17 protein-coding genes are annotated in these 19,046 nt (G+C 55.5%); 11 read left to right on the forward strand and 6 right to left on the reverse strand.

Annotated elements, in window-relative coordinates:
• Positions 1-25: 25 nt before the first annotated feature.
• Positions 26-463 (reverse strand): GcrA family cell cycle regulator, encoded by a 438-nt coding sequence (locus CU041_RS01550; RefSeq protein ID WP_101245501.1) that lies wholly within the window; start codon positions 461-463, stop codon positions 26-28.
• 202 nt (positions 464-665) lie between these two features.
• On the opposite strand from CU041_RS01550, the gene CU041_RS01555 reads away from it, so the two are divergent.
• From CU041_RS01555 to CU041_RS01565, 3 genes are all read left to right on the forward strand, one after another.
• Positions 666-1,328 carry an NnrU family protein gene (locus CU041_RS01555; protein WP_101245502.1) on the forward strand — a complete coding sequence of 221 codons (663 nt, stop codon included), beginning with the start codon at positions 666-668 and terminating at the stop codon, positions 1,326-1,328.
• 126 nt (positions 1,329-1,454) lie between these two features.
• Positions 1,455-1,916: a hypothetical protein gene (locus CU041_RS01560; RefSeq protein WP_101245503.1), complete on the forward strand. Its 462-nt coding sequence runs from the start codon at positions 1,455-1,457 to the stop codon at positions 1,914-1,916.
• Between the two features lie 103 nt (positions 1,917-2,019).
• Positions 2,020-2,499 (forward strand): hypothetical protein, encoded by a 480-nt coding sequence (locus CU041_RS01565; RefSeq protein WP_101245504.1) that lies wholly within the window; start codon positions 2,020-2,022, stop codon positions 2,497-2,499.
• Between the two features lie 150 nt (positions 2,500-2,649).
• On the opposite strand, the gene CU041_RS01570 is transcribed toward CU041_RS01565, so the two are convergent.
• The 4 genes from CU041_RS01570 to CU041_RS01585 all read right to left on the reverse strand — a co-directional run bounded on the left by CU041_RS01570 (position 2,650) and on the right by CU041_RS01585 (position 8,240).
• Positions 2,650-3,513: an NUDIX hydrolase gene (locus tag CU041_RS01570; protein ID WP_101245505.1), complete on the reverse strand. Its 864-nt coding sequence runs from the start codon at positions 3,511-3,513 to the stop codon at positions 2,650-2,652.
• A 60-nt stretch (positions 3,514-3,573) separates the two neighbouring features.
• Positions 3,574-3,900, reverse strand: a complete 327-nt coding sequence (locus CU041_RS01575) for a hypothetical protein (protein WP_101245506.1) — start codon at positions 3,898-3,900, stop codon at positions 3,574-3,576.
• Positions 3,901-4,435: 535 nt separating this feature from the next.
• Positions 4,436-6,898 carry a bifunctional diguanylate cyclase/phosphodiesterase gene (locus CU041_RS01580; protein ID WP_101245507.1) on the reverse strand — a complete coding sequence of 821 codons (2,463 nt, stop codon included), beginning with the start codon at positions 6,896-6,898 and terminating at the stop codon, positions 4,436-4,438.
• Positions 6,899-7,211: 313 nt separating this feature from the next.
• Positions 7,212-8,240 carry a M23 family metallopeptidase gene (locus CU041_RS01585; protein ID WP_101245508.1) on the reverse strand — a complete coding sequence of 343 codons (1,029 nt, stop codon included), beginning with the start codon at positions 8,238-8,240 and terminating at the stop codon, positions 7,212-7,214.
• A 208-nt stretch (positions 8,241-8,448) separates the two neighbouring features.
• Between CU041_RS01585 and CU041_RS01590 the strand changes: the two genes are divergently transcribed.
• Positions 8,449-9,240 carry a sterol desaturase family protein gene (locus CU041_RS01590; RefSeq protein ID WP_101245509.1) on the forward strand — a complete coding sequence of 264 codons (792 nt, stop codon included), beginning with the start codon at positions 8,449-8,451 and terminating at the stop codon, positions 9,238-9,240.
• On the opposite strand, the gene CU041_RS01595 is transcribed toward CU041_RS01590, so the two are convergent.
• The gene (locus tag CU041_RS01595) at positions 9,241-10,032 is read right to left on the reverse strand and encodes a class I SAM-dependent methyltransferase (protein ID WP_101245510.1); all 792 of its coding nucleotides are present in this window, start codon (positions 10,030-10,032) and stop codon (positions 9,241-9,243) included.
• A 263-nt stretch (positions 10,033-10,295) separates the two neighbouring features.
• On the opposite strand from CU041_RS01595, the gene CU041_RS01600 reads away from it, so the two are divergent.
• The 7 genes from CU041_RS01600 (at position 10,296) to CU041_RS01630 (ending at position 18,934) form a co-directional block, all read left to right on the forward strand.
• The gene (locus CU041_RS01600; protein WP_101245882.1) at positions 10,296-10,733 is read left to right on the forward strand and encodes a MaoC family dehydratase; all 438 of its coding nucleotides are present in this window, start codon (positions 10,296-10,298) and stop codon (positions 10,731-10,733) included.
• A 231-nt stretch (positions 10,734-10,964) separates the two neighbouring features.
• Entirely contained in the window at positions 10,965-11,921 is a 957-nt protein-coding gene (locus CU041_RS01605; RefSeq protein WP_101245883.1) for a bifunctional riboflavin kinase/FAD synthetase, read from the forward strand.
• A 93-nt stretch (positions 11,922-12,014) separates the two neighbouring features.
• Positions 12,015-14,855 (forward strand): isoleucine--tRNA ligase, encoded by a 2,841-nt coding sequence (gene ileS, locus CU041_RS01610; RefSeq protein ID WP_101245511.1) that lies wholly within the window; start codon positions 12,015-12,017, stop codon positions 14,853-14,855.
• Between the two features lie 68 nt (positions 14,856-14,923).
• Positions 14,924-15,394, forward strand: a complete 471-nt coding sequence (lspA, locus tag CU041_RS01615; protein ID WP_101245512.1) for a signal peptidase II — start codon at positions 14,924-14,926, stop codon at positions 15,392-15,394.
• A 54-nt stretch (positions 15,395-15,448) separates the two neighbouring features.
• Positions 15,449-16,027, forward strand: coding sequence for a DUF3035 domain-containing protein (locus CU041_RS01620; RefSeq protein ID WP_101245513.1), 579 nt, complete (start codon positions 15,449-15,451; stop codon positions 16,025-16,027).
• A gap of 149 nt (positions 16,028-16,176) precedes the next feature.
• The gene (locus CU041_RS01625) at positions 16,177-17,601 is read left to right on the forward strand and encodes a M16 family metallopeptidase (protein ID WP_101245514.1); all 1,425 of its coding nucleotides are present in this window, start codon (positions 16,177-16,179) and stop codon (positions 17,599-17,601) included.
• A gap of 1 nt (position 17,602) precedes the next feature.
• Complete coding sequence (locus CU041_RS01630) at positions 17,603-18,934, forward strand: M16 family metallopeptidase (RefSeq protein WP_101245515.1); 1,332 nt, start codon at positions 17,603-17,605, stop codon at positions 18,932-18,934.
• The last annotated feature ends 112 nt before the right edge of the window (positions 18,935-19,046 follow it).

Here is a 19,046-nt window from a genome sequence, read left to right on the forward strand (position 1 = left end):
GCGGGCATTCTATCCCGATCAAATGTTATTTCTTGTTGGCGGCCTGCGGACCTTTGCCACCCTGACCCTGCTGTGCAGGCGGGTTGTCTTCACGCGGGTTCTTGCCGTTCAGATAAGCCTGTGCGCAATGTTCTTCGCAATAGGGCTTGCTCGGGACGATCTTCTTGCCACAGAAGTGGAAATCATCATCACCCGGATCACCAAACGGCCAGCGGCACATGCCAGCGCCAAGATCAAAGATCGAAATGCCTTTGCTCTGCTGCTTGGGGGCCGGGGCTTTTTTCTGTTCAGCTTCCTCTGCACGGCGCTGAATCGGGGACGGGCGTTTCGGCAGGCCCAGGCGGTGCGCCTTGCCCACGACGGCATTTTTGCCGACACCCAGTTCTTCACCGATGCGTGCCGTGGTCCAGCCCTGATTCCAGAGCGAGGTCAGCAGTTCAATCTTTTCCGGCGTCCAGCTCATTTCGAGTATATTCCGTGTTCCGTTGTCCGCCCGACGGTTTCAGTCCGCAGGCAGTTGCTAAATTGTCCGATGTCAAACAGGGATACAGAGGTATCCGCTAATATCTCGTAACGCAAGGGTCTTGGAGATTCGCACCCCGACCCGTATGCGGGAACAGCGCAATTTGCATGTTGAAGCAGCAATGTAAAGAGGGGATCGCACTTTGGTCTGGTTTTTCATCTCGCTCGCGGTTTTCCTTGGGGCACATATCATTCCCGGTCTGCTCAGGGGTAAAATCGTCGGTCTGATCGGGTATCGGGCCTATGTTGTTGGTTTCTCACTTGTTTCGACCATCCTGTTTGCATGGGTCATTCACGAGGTGATCGCAGCAGAGTCGTCATGGCTTTGGGATTTTCATCCTATGCGTGCAAAACTGTTGATTATCATCATGTTACCCGCTTCTATTTTGTGGGCCTGCGCCATTCTTCAACCCTGTCCGTTGTCAATCGGGCGCCGATCCGGGTTTGATCCGGAACGTCCGGGCATCAATCTTTTTTGCCGGCATCCTTTGTTGCTGGGCGTGATGCTGTGGGGGGCTGGCCATGTCGTTGCCAATGGCGATTTGGTGGCTGTGATCTTTTTTGGCGGCAGTGCAATCTTTGCCCTGATCGGATTTTGGCGCATGGAGAAAATCCGCCTGCGTGACATGCCTGCGGACCGCCAGTATGCAATTTTACAAGGGACTCGGCGGTTTTCGCCGCCCGGGCTGCTCAAAAGGGCGATCGGGTGGCGTGATCTGCTGCTTGGTTGTGTGATTTATGCCGTGCTTCTGGGCGGGCATGCCCATGTGATCGGGGTCAATCCGCTTGAATTGGTCGGTTGGTAGGGGCACTCGCAGCGCAAGGCTTGTCAGCCCCGGCGATCAAAGGGATACTGTGGCAAAGGCATACCGCAAAGATATGTCCGGCGTTTGTCGCTTTTGGCAAGCGCGGGCACAACCAAGCGAGGTATCATGACGTCTCCCCAACTCGCGACCAATCTTGCCAGATTTGCAGAAATAGAAGGCCGTCATCCAAGGCTTCTTCTGGCCACCGCCTCGTCCGAGGAACAGGCCCATCACAAACATGTCGCCACCCTGTTTGCCGATGGCGGTTTTGATGTGGATGTCGCCCCGCCGCATTCCGATGCCCAGTCAATTGCCCGCCAGGTTATTGATTGCGATGCCGACATGCTGGTGCTGATCCGAACATCCATGACATCCCCCGACCGGGTCAGTGTTGCCGATCTGATCTCGGCACTTGATGCGATGGATGCGGAATATGTCAAATTCGGCATTGTTGGCCATTCGGATGACCCGGCGCGTGCGAATGTCGATTTTGTCTGTGATCTTGAACATCTTCAGACAGCCGATTGCGAAGCGCTGATTGCCTATATTCTGGCAGTTGAAGAAGGCCGTGTTGCACAACATATTTAAATCATTGCCGGTTTTGCATACGAAGCCGGGCAATGATTTCGAAACCCTTTATGTGCATAATGGTTGAATCCCCGTGCGGGAAAAATAATCGAAGGATCAATTGATGGGATTGCTCAAGGAAACGCTGATGCGCGTCTTTGTCGGCAAGAAGGGCCGCGATGCCATTCGTGCCTATAACGATGCGCAATCCCTTCAGGTCCGTGATCCGGCCACCGCCGAACAGGCCGCCGCCCAGGCCCGTCAGGCGCGACGCATCGAAGACCGTGCCCTTGCCCATCAGGATGAAGGCATGTCGCTTGAAGAAGCACGCGCCCTTGCCCTGGCCGAGACCCTGACAGAACAGGCAGACACCCCGCACACCGAAATCATGAAGGCCCTGAATGCGGCCGATGCCAAACTTGGCAAACAAAAAAGCAAAATCCCGACCGAAGCCGATGAACGCCGTCAGGAACTGATCAACGAGGCGGTAAAGGCCCTGCGCAGCAAGCAGGGCGATCTCGACCGGCTTGATCCCGATTTGCGTGCCAAATTGACCGTGATGGCGGTGGGAGCGCTGATGGGCGGACCCAATACGCGCCAATAACGTAGCTAACCGGGCAGACACGCATCAATGCCGCCCTGTTTCGATACGGACTTGTCTATGGCACCCGATTACGGGTGCTTTTTTGTCGGTGGGGCAGGGGGCAGGGATCATGGGGCAGAAACACCGAAACAGAACGCCTGGGGCAAACTGTCAGACATTTAACGGGCGATGCAGCCCGCTTAGAAGTTCGCCATAGCTTGGCTCGTTATCCGCTGTCAGATAGCCGTGGCGGATCAGGAAATCAATCACCACCAGCGCACAGTTGAACTTGAAATCAAAACCCGACCGGACAATTTCTGCGACCTCGGCAAGGGGCAGCAATTCGAACCGATCAACTTCGCCGTCGGTACATTGTGGAATGAAATCTTCTGGCAGTTCGAGATCGAAATTGATCATGACATCGGGTTTCAGTCCTTCGGCAGTCTCATAAAGATATGAAACTGCCCCGATCGGGCGGAGATGGCGGGACAGGCTTTCGGGAATGCCGGCTTCTTCGGCGCATTCCTTGATCATGTTTTCGCGGAAACCAAGCCCGGTCGGCTGGCCACCGGCAACCATATTGTCAAGCATCCCGGGATAGGTCGGCTTGTCCTTGGCGCGATGGGCAATCCACATATGGATCCCGTCGGATTTGCGTACAAAGCCGTTCATATGCACGCCCCACGACCGGCACCCGAAATAGGGCATTGCAAACCGGTCAAGCTGACAAAGCGGCGGATCGGACAACTGATTGCGGATGTCGAACTTTTCACCGTGAAGCTGTTTGATCACCCCCTGTTCGCACAGGCGGCGGGTCGCATTGACAAGGACTTCGTTGCGATGTTCCGGCGTTTCGATATGCGCGGCAAAGCCGTATTCGCCATTCTCGTCGCGGATGAAATCCGATCCAAGTGCCGTGAGTGCCGTGGCAAAGTCCGACCGAATAGCCCCGACCGGCTGATCATCAATGCGAAACCGCGCATAGCGCGACAGGTTGGCGTTGTTGCAGGCATTGATATGGTCAAGATAAGCCAATTGGGACTCCTGTCGGGTGGAACGCGCTGCCCGGTGGGGCAGCGCTGCGACCGCGACAGCCTACGCGCTCAGTGCAGAATTGGAATAGCCTTTTTCCGATGTCAGCACCGTGTTGACGTGCACAACCTGACGCAGACAGCGCGCGATATGTTCTGCCACCTTGGTTTCAAGCTGCTGGACCTGAATGTCGATCTGCAGTTCTTCGAAACCGCGATTGCCGTCGGCAACGGTGGAATGCCAACTGGCCGGGACCAGATTGCGCTTGGCAAACAGTTCAAGAACGCGCGGCATCACATCGGGTTCAGCAGCCGCATGAACAGAAAAACAATAAACGGATTTTGGGGTGCGTGCGTCTTCTTGGGACGCCGCAAAACCATGATTGGTCATGACAATGCTCACGGATTTTCAGTGCATCAAACAGGCGAACAGGTACGTCCCGGTGTCCTTAGACAACCGGGCAGATAATTCGCGTAATGATGGCAGTGAAAATGTGGCGGTTGGTCATGAAGCTATCTAAGCAGGATGGATTTCAGAACCGGCTGGTTTGAAACAGATCACGGGATGATGAAGGCGATAACTGGATCAGAGAACCAGTAGCGATGCAATCAGGGCCACAATGGTGCCTGCGAACAGGATTTCCATCGAACGGGCAATTTGCTGTTCACGAGCAACGGCGATAGCAACGGCTTTGCGCTTATTCATCATATTCACTCCGTCTTCTGACAGGTAGCTTGTTCGTGCCAACAGGGCACTCGACAAATATATGCAGGGCAATGGCCGCGATACAAGGCTTGTGAGTCAAAAAACGTCAAAAAACTTTCAACTGCGTGGAAAAGGTCGCTTTTTTCTCGTCGGTTTTGTCACAAATCAGCTTTTTGCAGTGCGATCCCCCCGAAGATTGGGGGAATCGCCCGCAACCTGATTAAACGGTTTCGATGCCGCTGTGCCGATTCGCCGGTTTTTTGCCGCTTTTGGCGGGTTCGGGCGCGGTTTCCGGCGCGGGTGTCTGGGGGTGAACGATATGGGCGTAATCGCTGATCGGGCGCGGATGACCAAACATATATCCCTGAACTGCCCGGCAATCGTGATCGGTCAGGAAGTTGGCCTGTTCATCGGTTTCGACACCTTCGGCAATGACATCAAGTGCCAGGTCACGGCTCAGATTTATGACGGCCCGGACAATCGCCCCGGCCTGGGCATTGCCCACCAGCTTGGTGACAAAGGACTGGTCGATCTTGATGCGGTCAACCGGGAAGTTCTGCAAGGTCGCCAGCGATGAATAGCCGGTCCCGAAATCATCCATGGCAATCCGCACACCAAGTTTCTTGATGTCGGAAAGGATCTTCATCGAACGCGCCGGATTGTGGATCAGGGCGGTTTCGGTGACTTCAAGCTCAAGGCGCTTGGGATCAAGACCGCTTTCCTCAAGGATGGCGGCAACCACTTCGGGCAGTTCATGTTTCTGAAGCTGAACCGCGGAAAGATTGACCCCGATGCCAAGCGGCTTGTCCCAACCGGCCGCCTCAAAGCAGGCGGTGCGCAAGACCCATTCGCCCAGCGGAATGATCAGGCCGGTTTCCTCGGCGATCGGAATGAAACGGCCCGGCGGAACCTGGCCAAGTTCGGCATCCTTCCAGCGCAGCAATGCTTCGAATGACTGGATTTCCTTGTCATCGGCATGGCATTGCGGCTGGTAATAAAGTTCAAGCTGCTCGTTTTCGAGCGCGACCCGAAGATTGGACGCCAGCTGGCGCTTGAAACGGTATTCTTCATCCATTTCAGAAGAATAGAACACCACATCATTGCCGCCCGATTGCTTGACCCGATACATCGCAAGATCGGCATGGAACAGGATGCTTTCGGCATCGGCACCGTCTTGCGGATAATGGGCAACCCCGATACTGGCCGACAATTTGGCGCGGTTTTCCTGATTGATAAAGATTGGAAGTGCGATGCAATCGAGGATCTTCTGTGCGACTTCCTGGGTATGGGTTTTGATGCTGTTGGGGTTGGTGCGGTTCTGATGATGCAACAACACAACAAATTCGTCACCGCCAACACGGGCAATGGTCAGTTCATCACTGATCAGTTTGCCCAGCCGTTCGCCAAGTTCACGCAGCGCATGGTCCCCGGCGATATGGCCGAAACTGTCGTTGAGTTCCTTGAAATGGTCGAAATCGACACACATCACGGTGGTCGGAACGCCGGTTTCGTCTGATTCCTGAAGCGCCTCTGACAGACGGTCGTTAAAGGTCGTCCGGTTCAGAAGTTTGGTCAGTGAATCATGTTCGGCCAGGAACCGGATATGCTTTTCCGCCGCATAGCGTTCACGCAGGTCGCGCAGACCGAAAATGGTGGTGTCATCGGCAATGTCATCGGCCGGAATTTCACGGCGAATGACTTCAACCGGAAGCTCTTTCTGGTTTTCCAGCCGCAACGACGTCTCGACATAATTCAGGTTGCCCTGCTGAAATGCCAATGGCGTTTCCGGAAGCCAGCGCGCCAGGAAGTCCTGATCGATGACGTCATGCTGTTTGGTGCCGGTCAGGCGCAGGAAGCTTTCATTCACATCAATGATCCGCCCGTTCTGGGTCAGGACCAGGGCTTCGATCGCGGAATCGCCGAGGATGTGCATGCGGTTGTTGATATGGGCGCGCATCTGGCGGTCAACCAGTGCGGTGACAAAGCCGATAGCAATCAGAAGGGCTGCGACAATCGCAACGCCAATCGCCAGATATTGCTGTGAAATCAGCTGGGCCGGAACCGGGACCGTCGGGTCCGGGGTAACAATAAGGGCGCCCATCGCACTGAAATGCATGGTTGCAACGGCAATGGTCAGATTGACCTTGCCCAGAAGCTTTTGTTTGGGTGTCCGCGCCGGGCCGGCCAGCCACAGCGAAATCATCCCGAACACCGCCCCCATCAGAATGGCTGCGATGACGATATCCATATGCCAGCTGATGACGCCCGGCACGCTCATGGCCATCATGCCGGTGAAATGCATCGCCGAAATGCCCAGACCGACAACCAGACCCCCGACCAGCCGCGACAGCAACAAATGCGGTCCGGCGACCGATGCAATCGAAAACCCGAACATGGTTGCGCCAATGGCAATGACAAGCGACGTTGCGGTCAGAACGGGCTCATATCCGACCGGCAAGACCGGGTCATAAGCCAGCATCGCGATAAAGTGGGTGGCCCAGATGCCGCCACCGGTGACAACGCCGGTCAGAAACAGCCATGCAAACCGTTGCTGCAATCGCCCCATACAGGCGCGCGCATACAGGTTAAAGGCCGTATGAATTCCGCCCAGGCCGATTGCGATGGCAACCAGAACCAATACAATGTCATGCTGGGTCGCTAGGCAGTCATATATTCTATACATTCAGACGCCGATAAATTTCATTATTCAATGGTTTCAATGCGTAAGGACGCTTGCTGATTTGATTTTAATTCCTGAATTACAATCAACGCAAATGATAATGTAATGTCCGTGCAATTGTTTTCGCGAATACAGGAATTCGGACCGGAATTTGTTTAGTAAAATTCCACGTTTACTGTTTTACGGCTGCGTATCAATTGCAGATCACGCAATAAAATACCGGCGGTTCATTTGGTTGCGTTTTGCGCATACCAAACGGATCGCGCCCGGTCTGGCCGGGCGCGGTGGGGGCTGATTTGGGTTGAAGTATAACGGCCTAGCGGATCGTCAGATCGGTCTGCCCGATTGTCCTTGGCTGTTTGCCCGGACGGGTGAAAATGACTTCGCCGGTATAGTTGCCCGATGGCCATGCAGCACCCGGCCGATCCATATTGATATAGAACCACTTGGCGCGTGGTCCCTGATCATTGGGCTGATCAATCACAAAGTCGCGATGCCCGCCCTTGCCGGTCGGGGTCTGCAAGCTCAGCCGGATGACGTCGCCATTATTGGCCCCGATCAGATAGGCCCAGAAATAAAGTCCGGGGCTTGTGCGGGGCAGTTCGGTTTCCTTGCCATAGCCGCGCTTGATATCGGATGCGTTCGGGCGCGCCATTGAAAAGCCGTGCCCGTAAAGCGTGATGTCATGATAGGTCAGCTGGGCACGCGCTGATGACGACCACAGCACAGCCTGATCGGTCGAACACTGGCTGCGGTCGCTTGACCCCATTGCCGATCCGCTGAACGGATCCACAAGCTGGCCATCCTTGCGCAAGTTGAAATGCAGATGCGGGAATGTTGCCTGACCGGACATGCCGATTTCGGCAATCATCTGTCCGCGTGTGACCCGGTCGCCTTTCTTGACCGCGATCGAGCCGCGCCGCAAATGGCAATACTGGCTTTGCCAGCCATCGGAATGGTCGATCAATACCCCGTTGCCACATTCGATGCCATCCAGGCTGTTTTTGGCAAGCCGGCCTGAATCAATGTCTTCGACCCCTTCGCGCAGGGCAACCACCGTGCCATCGGCAACAGACCGGACCGAAATGCCTTCAAGCATGGTGGCTTCGTCGGGAACGGAAAAATCGGTGCCGCGGTGACCGTCATAGGTCGTGGTGCCACAGGCATAATCACGGATTTCCGGGCCGGGATCGTGATCGACATAATGGACGATGTCACATGTATTGTCCGGGCAATCGACCGGAAGATCAAAGGGCGGCCCATCTGCCTTTGCCAGACCACCAAGGGACAGGGTTGCGAACACGGTCAGAAAAAGTGTCCGTAAATGTCCGGATGGGTGTGGCATGGGGCCTCCTTGTTATTATCAAACTGTTTAAAACTGCGATTTATCACGAAACACTTATTATCTAACACAAAGGTGATGCATCTGCGACGCGCAAGATATTGTTCGTAAGGGCAGGTATCGCTATCAATTCCTATATGGTGATCAAACCCGCCGGGGTGGCAAATTCTTGTCAAACGGCTGTGCGGACCAACGACCAGGGCATTTTGGAATGGATCAGAACGGATTGCTGAGACTGGGGATTTTCGCGGCCATTCTTGCTGTCATGGCCTTGTGGGAAGCCATCGCCCCCTATCGTCCCAAGGAAGTGGTGCGGCGGCCTATGCGCTGGCTGACCAATTTCGGGTTGCTGCTGGTCAGTGCGGCCCTTGCGCGCTTTACCATTGGTGCGGTGATGATTGCGACGGCCATCTGGGCGCAGCAACAGGGGCTTGGACTGAACAACCTTGTGGGGATGCCGGCACTTCTGGGCGGGTTGATTACGATCATCGTGCTTGATTGCGCCATATATTGGCAGCACCGCCTGGCCCATATGATCCCGATTTTGTGGCGGTTTCATCGCGTGCATCATTGTGATGTCGAATTTGATGTCACAACGGCCGTACGCTTTCACCCGTTCGAAATCGTGGCCTCGGCGCTTTATAAATCCTTTTTCGTTTTGCTGATCGGGGCCGACCCGTGGGCGGTGGTGATTTATGAAAGCATGCTAAGCGGTTTTGCCCTGTTCAATCATGGCAATGTCCATCTGCCCAAAAGTCTGGATCGTGCGTTGCGGTTATTGATCGTCACACCGGACATGCACCGGGTGCACCATTCCAGCGTCATGGATGAAACCAACAGCAATTATGGAAACATCCTGTCGGTCTGGGACCGGCTGTTTGTCAGTTATACCGATCACACCCGGACCAATGATCATGACATGCAGATCGGGCTTGAAGAATTCCGTGACCGCAACAGTCAAAGCCTGCTTGGCGTGTTGTGGTTGCCGTTCCGCCAGCCATAATCAGGCCGGTACGATCCCGCGCACCGCAAGGGCCGATGCGACAAGGGAACGCCGCCCGTCCGGTTTGCCACCAAGATAGGCCCGCATGGTGGCCTGCTGGATTTCATGGGCAAGATCGGCGGGCTGATTGGCAAAGAAATTCCGGATCAGGCTGTGCGCTCCCATCAGGGCCTGCCAGTAATCATCGAAATCGATGAAATCCATCCTGACGGCCAGTGTGGCTGTCGAAACATCTTCCAGTCCCGCATCGGACCAAAGATCAAAAAGATCGTCTTCATCCTGATAGGGAACATCAAAGACCTTGGCGCGCAATTCTTCGCCTTCGCCATCGGCAAGCAACGCCGCGACATCCAGAAACAACCGGATGAATGTCAGTCCCCCGACACGGTCCCAGACGGTTGCTGCAATCCGGCCTTTGGCACGGGTAACCCGGACCATTTCGCCAACCGCACCAGCCGGTCCGTCAAGATCGTTCAACAGAAGCTGGGAAAAGGCTGTGTCAAAGCTGTCATCCGCAAAGGGAAGGGCGGTGGCATCCCCGGTCTCGAACCGTACATTCGGCGCGGAATTGCGTAACGCGTCGGTCATATAGTCGGGCATCACGTCAATCCCGACAATGTCGGCCTTGGGATAACGGGTGGCCGCGGCCAATGTCAGACTGCCCGTACCGCACCCGACATCGACCAGCGCCCCGCAGGACGGGGCTGCGACAAAATCAAGGAAACTGCGCGACAAACGGCGGCTCCATCGGCCCATTGCGATTTCATAGGTATCGGCAATTGTCATGTTCATCGGATGTTGTTTCCTTCGGGCTGGCGGCCGGTTGGCGGCATCTTTTTTGTGGTTATGACGGATGCCCCACACATCAGCCAAGTACCTGATGTGTCGCTGATTTCATTTATTGCAAGTCCAACAGTTTTGCCTATTCGACGAAATAGGGATTGCCCAAATTTCAAATTGCGCAATAAAGTTACAAATGCTGCGATGCAAAATTAACCATAAGCGCGATAACGCGTTGGTCAAATCCGACCATGACAGGCAAGGAAGGTGAGGAAATGAAAGAATTGAACGGACTGGAAGGGCTGTATCTCGAAGACCTCGAGGTGGGGCTGGCCGCAAGCTATGCCAAAACCGTGACGGAAACCGATATCGTCATGTTTGCCGGCCTGTCGGGGGATACCAACCCGGTCCATCTCAATGATGAATATGCCCGGACCACGATGTTTGAAGGCCGCATTGCCCATGGGATGTTGTCGGCCGGCTTCATTTCCACGGTGCTTGGGACGCGCCTGCCGGGGCCCGGCACGATTTATCTGTCACAGAACCTGCAATTCAAGGCACCGGTACGGATCGGCGATACCGTCACGGCCAAGGTTATCGTGCGTGAAATCATCGCCGGTAAAAAGCGCGCGATCCTCGAAACCAATTGCTATGTCGGGGATCGCTGCGTGATTTCGGGCGAAGCAACCGTCATGGTGCCAAGCCGCGGTTAACCAATGATCTGGCGCAGGCGGATGTTTGTTCGCCTGCCGCTTGCAGCCCCAAAGACGCTTTCTTATCTGGATGATCTTGACGGCTGTCGTATCAGCCATGCAGGACGGGCTGCGCTTTTTTAGCGGAAAAGTCTTTACGCTCCGGGGGCGGGACCTTTATAGCTGCCTGCTGGATTTGCCGATATGCGATCGGCTGACATGGGTAAAAGCAGCAAAGAGAGACCGGCGCGGATGCGCGTTTTTCGATCTTTTGAAAACCTGACCGATGAGGCGCGCGGCGCTGTTGTGGCGATCGGCAATTTTGACGGTTTGCATCTGGGGCATCAGACGCTTCTGGATCATGCACGCAAAATTGCCCGCGATCTCGGTGTGCCGCTTGCGATCCTGACATTCGAGCCCCATCCGCGCATGTTGTTCCGTGCCGATGATCCGCCATTTCGCCTGACCTCGGCCGAGGATCGCGAAACTGCTGCGGGCAGCATCGATATCGATCTGTTTTACGAGGCCGAGTTCAATCGCGAATTCGCCGCCATGAGTGCCGAAGAATTCATCGAACGCGTTCTGGTCAAGGGACTTGGCGTCAAACATGTGGTGGTCGGCTGGGATTTCTGCTTTGGCAAGGGCCGGGCAGGCAATGTCGATCTGTTGCGTGCCATCGGCGAGAAATCCGGATTTGGCGTGACCGCGGTCGAAGCTGTGACCCACGATAACGGGATCATTTATTCGTCGACCGCCATCCGCCAGGCTCTGCGCGAAGGCCGCCCCGAAGACGCCGCCCACCTTCTAGGGCGTCCGTGGGAAATTGCCGGAATTGTTGCCCATGGCGATGCGCGTGGTCGGACGATCGGCTTCCCGACGGCCAATGTCGCACTTGGCGATCACTTGCGTCCGAAATTCGGGGTTTATGCCATCGAACTTGGCCTGATTTCTGATGCGGATGGCCAGACGGTTGAACGCTGGGTGCCCGGAGTCGCCAATATTGGTGTAAGGCCAAGCTTTGGCGGCGACGACGATGCCGGGCTCGAAGCACACCTGTTTGACTTCGATCAGGACATCTATGATCGCCACGTGCGGGTCCGTTTGCACGGCTTTATCCGGGGCGAACAGAAGTTCGACGGGCTTGATGCCCTTAAGGCCCAGATTGCGGCTGATGTGATTGCAGCCAAAGAGATTCTCGGCAAGATTTGAATTTGTCGACGAACCCGCTATGATCCGCGCGCTTTTTGCGGATTCACCGGGGGTTCGCCCTTTTAATTTGTTCAAGACGACAGGACCGTCACGATGAGTGTCGAATACAAGAAAACCGTTATCCTGCCCCAGACCGATTTCCCGATGCGGGCGGGTTTGCCAAAGATGGAGCCCACCCTGCTCGAGCAGTGGAAGAAAGAGGACCTCTATGGCAAAATTCGCGGTATTTCGGCCGACCGTGAAATGTTTGTCCTGCATGATGGCCCGCCCTATGCGAACGGCCATCTGCATATCGGTCATGCGCTGAACAAAATCCTGAAAGACGTCATCACCCGTTCCCAGCAGATGCTGGGCAAGAACGCTGTTTATGTTCCGGGCTGGGATTGCCACGGTCTTCCGATCGAATGGAAAATCGAAGAACAGTACCGCGCCAAGGGCAAGAACAAGGATGATGTTCCGATTGCCGAATTCCGCAAGGAATGCCGCGAGTTCGCCCAGAAATGGCTTGATGTCCAGCGCGAAGAATTCAAACGCCTTGGCGTGATGGGTGACTGGGACAACCCCTATGTCACCATGGATTACAAGGCAGAGGCATCGATTGCCCGTGAACTTGGCAAATTCCTGATGAACGGGTCGCTCTATATGGGCTCCAAGCCGGTCATGTGGTCCGTGGTCGAAAAGACCGCCCTTGCCGAGGCCGAAGTCGAATATCACGACCATACCTCCAAGACCATTCATGTGCGTTTCCCGGTCACCGAGACCAAGGTTGATGTCCTGAAAGACGCCACCATCGTCATCTGGACCACCACCCCCTGGACCATTCCGGGCAACCGTGCAATTTCCTATGGTGCGGAAATCGAATATGCGGTGATCGAAGTCACCGAAACGGCTGAAGAAGCATGGGCCACTGTTGGCGAGAAAATGGCGGTTTGTACCGACCTTCTCGAAGACCTGTGCAAAAACGGTCGCATCACCGGGCACAAGGTTGTCGGCACCTTCAAGGGTGCGGACCTTGACGGTACGGTTGCCGCCCATCCGTTCCGCGGTCAGGGTTATGACTTTGACGTACCGCTTCTCGCAGCTGATTATGTCACGACCGATACCGGTACCGGCTTTGTCCATACCGCACCGACCCACGGCCCGGACGATTACCAGACGGGTCTGAAATACGGTCTGGAAATTCCGGAAATGGTGGATGGTGACGGTGCCTATTACCCGACCGTTCCGATGTTTGCCGGCAAGCGCATCTATGATGAAAACGGCAAGGAAGCCGACGCCAACGAAGCCGTCATCGCCAAACTGATCGAAGTTGGCGCATTGCTGTCGCGTGGCCGTCTCAAGCACTCCTATCCGTGCTCCTGGCGTTCCAAGGCCCCGATCATCTATCGCACCACGCCGCAATGGTTCATTTCCATGCAGGATAACGACCTGCGTGAAAAGGCGCTCAAGGCGATTGATGAAACCCGCTTTGTGCCCGAAGCCGGTCGCAACCGTCTGCATTCCATGATCGCCAACCGTCCGGACTGGTGCGTCTCGCGTCAGCGCGCATGGGGTGTGCCGATCACGGTATTCATTGATAAAAACACCCGTCAGCCGCTTCGTGATCAGGGGGTTCTGGATCGCGTGTATGAAGCCTTCTGCGAAGAAGGTGCCGATGCATGGTTCACCCGCGATCCGCAGGACTTCCTGGGCGACAAATACGACGCGGCGAACTATGAACAGGTCACCGACGTTCTTGACGTCTGGTTTGATTCCGGTTCGACCCATGCCTTCGTGCTCGAAGAACGCCAGGACCTTAAATGGCCGGCGGACCTTTATCTCGAAGGATCGGATCAGCATCGCGGCTGGTTCCACAGCTCGCTTCTGGAATCATGCGGAACCCGCGGTCGCGCACCGTATGAAGCAGTCCTGACCCACGGCTTCGTTCTGGACGGCGAAGGCCGCAAGATGTCCAAGTCGCTGGGCAATGTGATTGCGCCAAACGATATCATTAACAAGCTTGGTGCCGACATCCTGCGTCTGTGGGTCGTCAGTTCCGACTATCATGATGATCTGCGCATCAGCCACGAAATCATTCAGCGCCATTCCGACATCTATCGTCGTCTGCGCAATACCCTGCGCTTCCTGCTGGGGAACCTTGCCGGCTTTGATGATGCGGAAAAAGTTGCTGATAACGAACTGCCGGAACTTGAACGCTGGGTCCTGCATCGTCTGAGCCACCTTGACGATATGGTGCGCAAGACGACGGCTGATTTCGACTTCCACACCATGTTCATCGAACTGCACAACTTCTGTGCGCTCGACATGTCGGCCTTCTATCTTGATATCCGCAAGGACGCGCTTTATTGCGACGCGCCAAGCAGCCTGCGCCGTCGTGCGGCCCGCACGGTCATGGACCGCGTGTTTGATTGCCTTGTGCGCTGGCTGGCACCGGTTCTGTGCTTTACCGCCGACGAGGCATGGCGTGCACGTTATGGTGCGGAAAGCTCGGTCCATTCGGAAACCTTCAACACGGTTTCGGATGGCTGGAAAGACGAAGCGCTTGCCGCCAAATGGGCAAAGATCCGCAAGCTGCGTCGTGTTGTTACCGGTGCGCTGGAACTTGAACGTGCGGAAAAACGCATTGGTGCCAGCCTTGATGCTGCGCCCAAGGTTTACGCAACTGCTGAATATGTCGAAGCACTTGACGGCCTTAATCTTGCCGAAATCGCCATTACATCTGACATCGAACTGATCACGGGTGACGCACCGACTGGTGCCTATACCCTTGATGATGTTGCAGGTGTTGGTGTTGTACCGGCGCTGGCAGATGGCGAAAAATGCGAACGTTGCTGGCAGACCTTGCCGGAAGTCGGCAGCCACGCAGAACATAAAACCGTCTGTAACCGCTGTGCAGATGCCGTTGATGAAATGGGAATTACCGCGGACCAGTAAGGTCTGTGGTTTCTGGTATCAGTCCTGCCTTGGTGCAGGCTGATACCGGCAAGTCAGAAAGAGTATCAATGAAACATCGTGCCTTTGTGTTTGGTCTGATCGTCATTGCGATTGTGTTTGGTGTCGACCAGTGGACCAAGGCCCTTGCCATTGACGGCTTGTCCAATCCGTTTCGGGTGATTGAAGTCACGCCATTCATGAATTTTGTTCTGGCATGGAACCCGGGCGTGTCGTTCGGCCTGTTCCAGGGCCAGGCCCCCTGGGTGATGATTGCGGTGACTGCTGCGATCACCATCGGGTTTGGTGTCTGGATGTGGCGGACGCGTGATTCCATGCTGCGTCTGGCGCTGGCCATGATTGTCGGCGGTGCGATCGGCAACCTTGTCGACCGCTTGCGCCACGGGGCTGTGACCGACTTTATCGATCTGCATGTTGCCGGTTATCACTGGCCGGTCTTCAACGTCGCTGACAGTGCAATTACGGTTGGTGCCGCGCTACTGTTGATCGATTCCCTTTTTGGCGGTAAAAAATCTGCCTGATGAATTTTTGGCCGGGTGACCTGATCCCGGTCCCGGAGTGGTAAAGAGGCACAAATGGCCCGGAAGCTTACGACCAGTATTTTCAGAATTGCGCTGCTTGGCGGACTTGCACTTGGTGTTTCCGGTTGTGAATCGACCCGTGAAACCTTTGGCCTGAACAAACAGTCCCCGGACGAGTTCCAGGTCGTTTCGCGTGCGCCGCTCAGCCTGCCGCCTGATTTCACCATGCGCGTTCCTGAACCGGGTGCGTCCCGTCCGCAGACCGGCTCGACCACCGATCAGGCGCGCCGCATTCTGGTTGGCGATGACCCGACCAAGGTCAAGCGCGACATTTCCGGCACCGGCAGCAAAGGCCAGGTTGCGCTGTTGTCGGCATCGGGCGCGCAATATGCCGATCCGGAAATCCGTTCGACCGTGGATCGTGAAACCTCGATCTTTATTTCCGAAAGCGAAAGCGTGATCGACGATCTGCTGTTCTGGCAGGAAAAACAGGATCCGAATTCCGTTGTTGATCCGGCTGCCGAGGCAAAGCGCATCCGCGACCAGCAGGCATTGGGTGACAATGTCTCGGGCGGTGGTTCGACCCCGGTGATCGAGCGCAAGCAAAAAGGCTGGCTGGAAGACATTTTCTGATCTGATTGTGATCGGACCGGCCGCTTTGCAGCGACATACGAAAATTTGAACAGAATGAACAAGGGCGCGGAGATTTCGCGCCCTTGTTCTGTCATATTCGCTTTTTAAGAAATTCGGGATAGACGCCTGATATCGAATGGGATGACGTAATGAGAATTCCAAGACTTTCCGTAATCTCGATGCGCGACCGTACAGTTGCCGGCTTGCTGGCAGCGGTCATGGTGGCATTGATCCCGAATATGTCCGCAGCCGCGGTCTTCAGCCCCCAGACAGCGACCCTTGATAACGGCATGCAGGTGGTGCTGGTGGAAAACCACCGGGCGCCTGTCGTGACCCAGATGGTCTGGTACAAGGTTGGCTCGGCCGACGAGCCGCTTGGCGTATCGGGCATTGCCCATTTTCTCGAACATCTGATGTTCAAGGGCACCAAAGACATTGCCCCGGGCGACTTTTCGAAAATCGTTGCGCGCAATGGCGGCAATGACAATGCCTTTACCACCTGGGACTATACCGGGTATTTCCAGAATATCGCACGCGACCGCCTTGATCTGGTGATGAAGATGGAAGCCGACCGCATGACCAATCTTCAGCTGTCTGACGATGTGGTTCTGCCCGAACGCGATGTGATTATCGAAGAACGCAGATCGCGGATTGATAACAATCCCGGTGCGCTTCTGGGCGAACAGATGCGGGCAAGTCTTTACATGGCCCATCCCTATGGCCGGTCGATTATTGGCTGGCGCAACGAGATGGAACATCTTTCGACCGAAGATGCGCTTGATTTCTATCGCAAATGGTATGCACCCAATAACGCCATTCTGGTTGTGGCCGGTGACATCACCATGGATGAATTGCTGCCCATGGCCGAAAAATATTACGGCGTCATTCCGCGTGGTGATGTTCTGACCCGCAACCGGGTTAAGGAACCGGTCCAGCACGCCCCGCGTAAAGTCACCATGCATGATCCGCGCGTTGGTCAGGCATCGATGTCGCGCTATTACCTTGCGCCGTCCTATCACAGCGACAATGCGGCTGATGCCGCCCCGCTTGAAGTGCTCAGTGAAATTATCGGGTCCGGCACCACCAGCCGTTTCTTCAAGTCGCTTGTCGTTGATCAGGCCATCGCGACCAGTGTCGGGACATTCTATGACCCGGTTGCGGTCGATCTTGCCAGTTTTGGTGTCTATGCCGTGCCGCGTGACGATGTCGAACTGGCCGATCTTGAAAAGGCGGTCGATGACCAGATTGCCGATGTCATTGCCAATGGCGTGACCGAAGACGAACTGGCCCGCGCCAAGCAGAAGTTGCTTGATAGTGCGGTCTTTGCCCGTGATTCACTTTCGGCAGGCGCACGTGTTCTGGGCAAATCGCTTGCGGTTGGTCTGACGGTCGATCAGGTCGAAAGCTGGCCGGACCGGATTTCGGCGGTCACTGTTGATCAGGTCAACGAAGCCGCCAAGCGCGTCTTTAATGACAAGCAATCTGTCACCGGCTGGCTGATGCCGCCAATAGACGGACCGGTTTCCGGCCGGGGTCCGGCACTGCCCATCGATTCCGGCGCAGGAGTACATTGATATGAACCAGATCATGAAACACGCAGCCGGTCTTGCCGTTGCGGCCCTGACCTTTGTCGGTATCACCCAGTCCGCCCACGCGGTCGAAGTCCAGGAAGTCATTTCCAAAGGCGGCATTCGCGCCTGGCTGATCGAAGACCATATGAACCCGCTGATGACGATGGATATCGCCTTTACCGGTGCGGGGGCTGCAACCGATCCGGCTGACAAGCTTGGTCTTGCCAATATGGTTTCGGGCCTGATTGACGAAGGGGCCGGCGCCATGGACAGTCAGACTTTCCGCGGCGAGATGGAAAACCGTTCAATCAGTCTGACCTTTGATGCCGGTCGCGATGATTTTTCCGGGTCCCTGACCACACTGACCCGCGAACGCGATACCGCAATTGATCTTCTGCGTCTGGCCTTGGCCGAACCGCGTTTCGATGACGAAGCGATCGAGCGTATCCGTTCGCAAATCATTGCCGGTCTGAGGCGGGCGGAAAATGATCCGGGCGACATTGCCAGCCGGACATTCTTCAGCTCGATCTTTGGCGATCATCCCTATGCCCGTCCGGTTTCGGGCACCTTTGAAACGGTTGCGTCGCTCAATGCCAATGATTTCCGCAATTTCGTCGGGCGTGCCTTTGCAAAGGACAATCTGATCATTGGTGTTGCGGGTGATATCACGGCCGACGAACTCGGTCCGCTGCTTGACGAAGCCTTTGGCAGTCTGCCTGAACACAGCGACCTTCCTGAAATTCCTGATGTGACCCCGGCCTTTGGTGGTCTTGATGTGGTTGATCAGGATATCCCGCAAAGCCAGGCAATCTGGGGGCAAAAGGGCATCAAACGCACCGACCCTGATTTCTATGCGGCCTATGTCATGAACTACATTCTGGGCGGTGGCGGTTTTTCATCGCGCCTGACCGAAGAAGTGCGTGAAAAGCGTGGCCTTGCCTATGGGGTTTATAGCTACCTTGCCAATCTGGACCATGCCGAAATGGTGATGGGCGGGGTTGCCACGCGCAATGACGCGATTGGCCAAAGCCTGTCTTTGATCAGCGCCGAATGGACCAAGATGAAGGAAAAGGGCGTCACCCAGGAAGAACTCGATAACGCCAAATCCTATCTGACCGGGGCCTTCCCGCTGCGCTTTACCAGTCTTGGCAATCTGTCGGGCATGCTGGTCGGCATGCAGAAAGAAGACCTTGGCATGGATTTCCTCGATCGTCGCAACAGCCTTGTTGATGCCGTCACCCTTGATGACGTCAACCGCGTTGCCGCCGAACTGATGGACCCGGCCAATGTGACGGTGACCGTGGTGGGCAAACCCGAAGGCGATCTGGCCTTCTGATCCGTCAGTCACATCTAAAAATGTCAAAGCGCGGTGAAAGGGATTTCGCCGCGCTTTGTGCTTTGATAGGTTCAAGGCAACCAAGATAAACAATCCGAACATCACGAGCATT

The organism is Thalassospira povalilytica, assembly GCF_002844235.1.
In the GTDB taxonomy this organism is placed as follows: domain Bacteria; phylum Pseudomonadota; class Alphaproteobacteria; order Rhodospirillales; family Thalassospiraceae; genus Thalassospira; species Thalassospira povalilytica.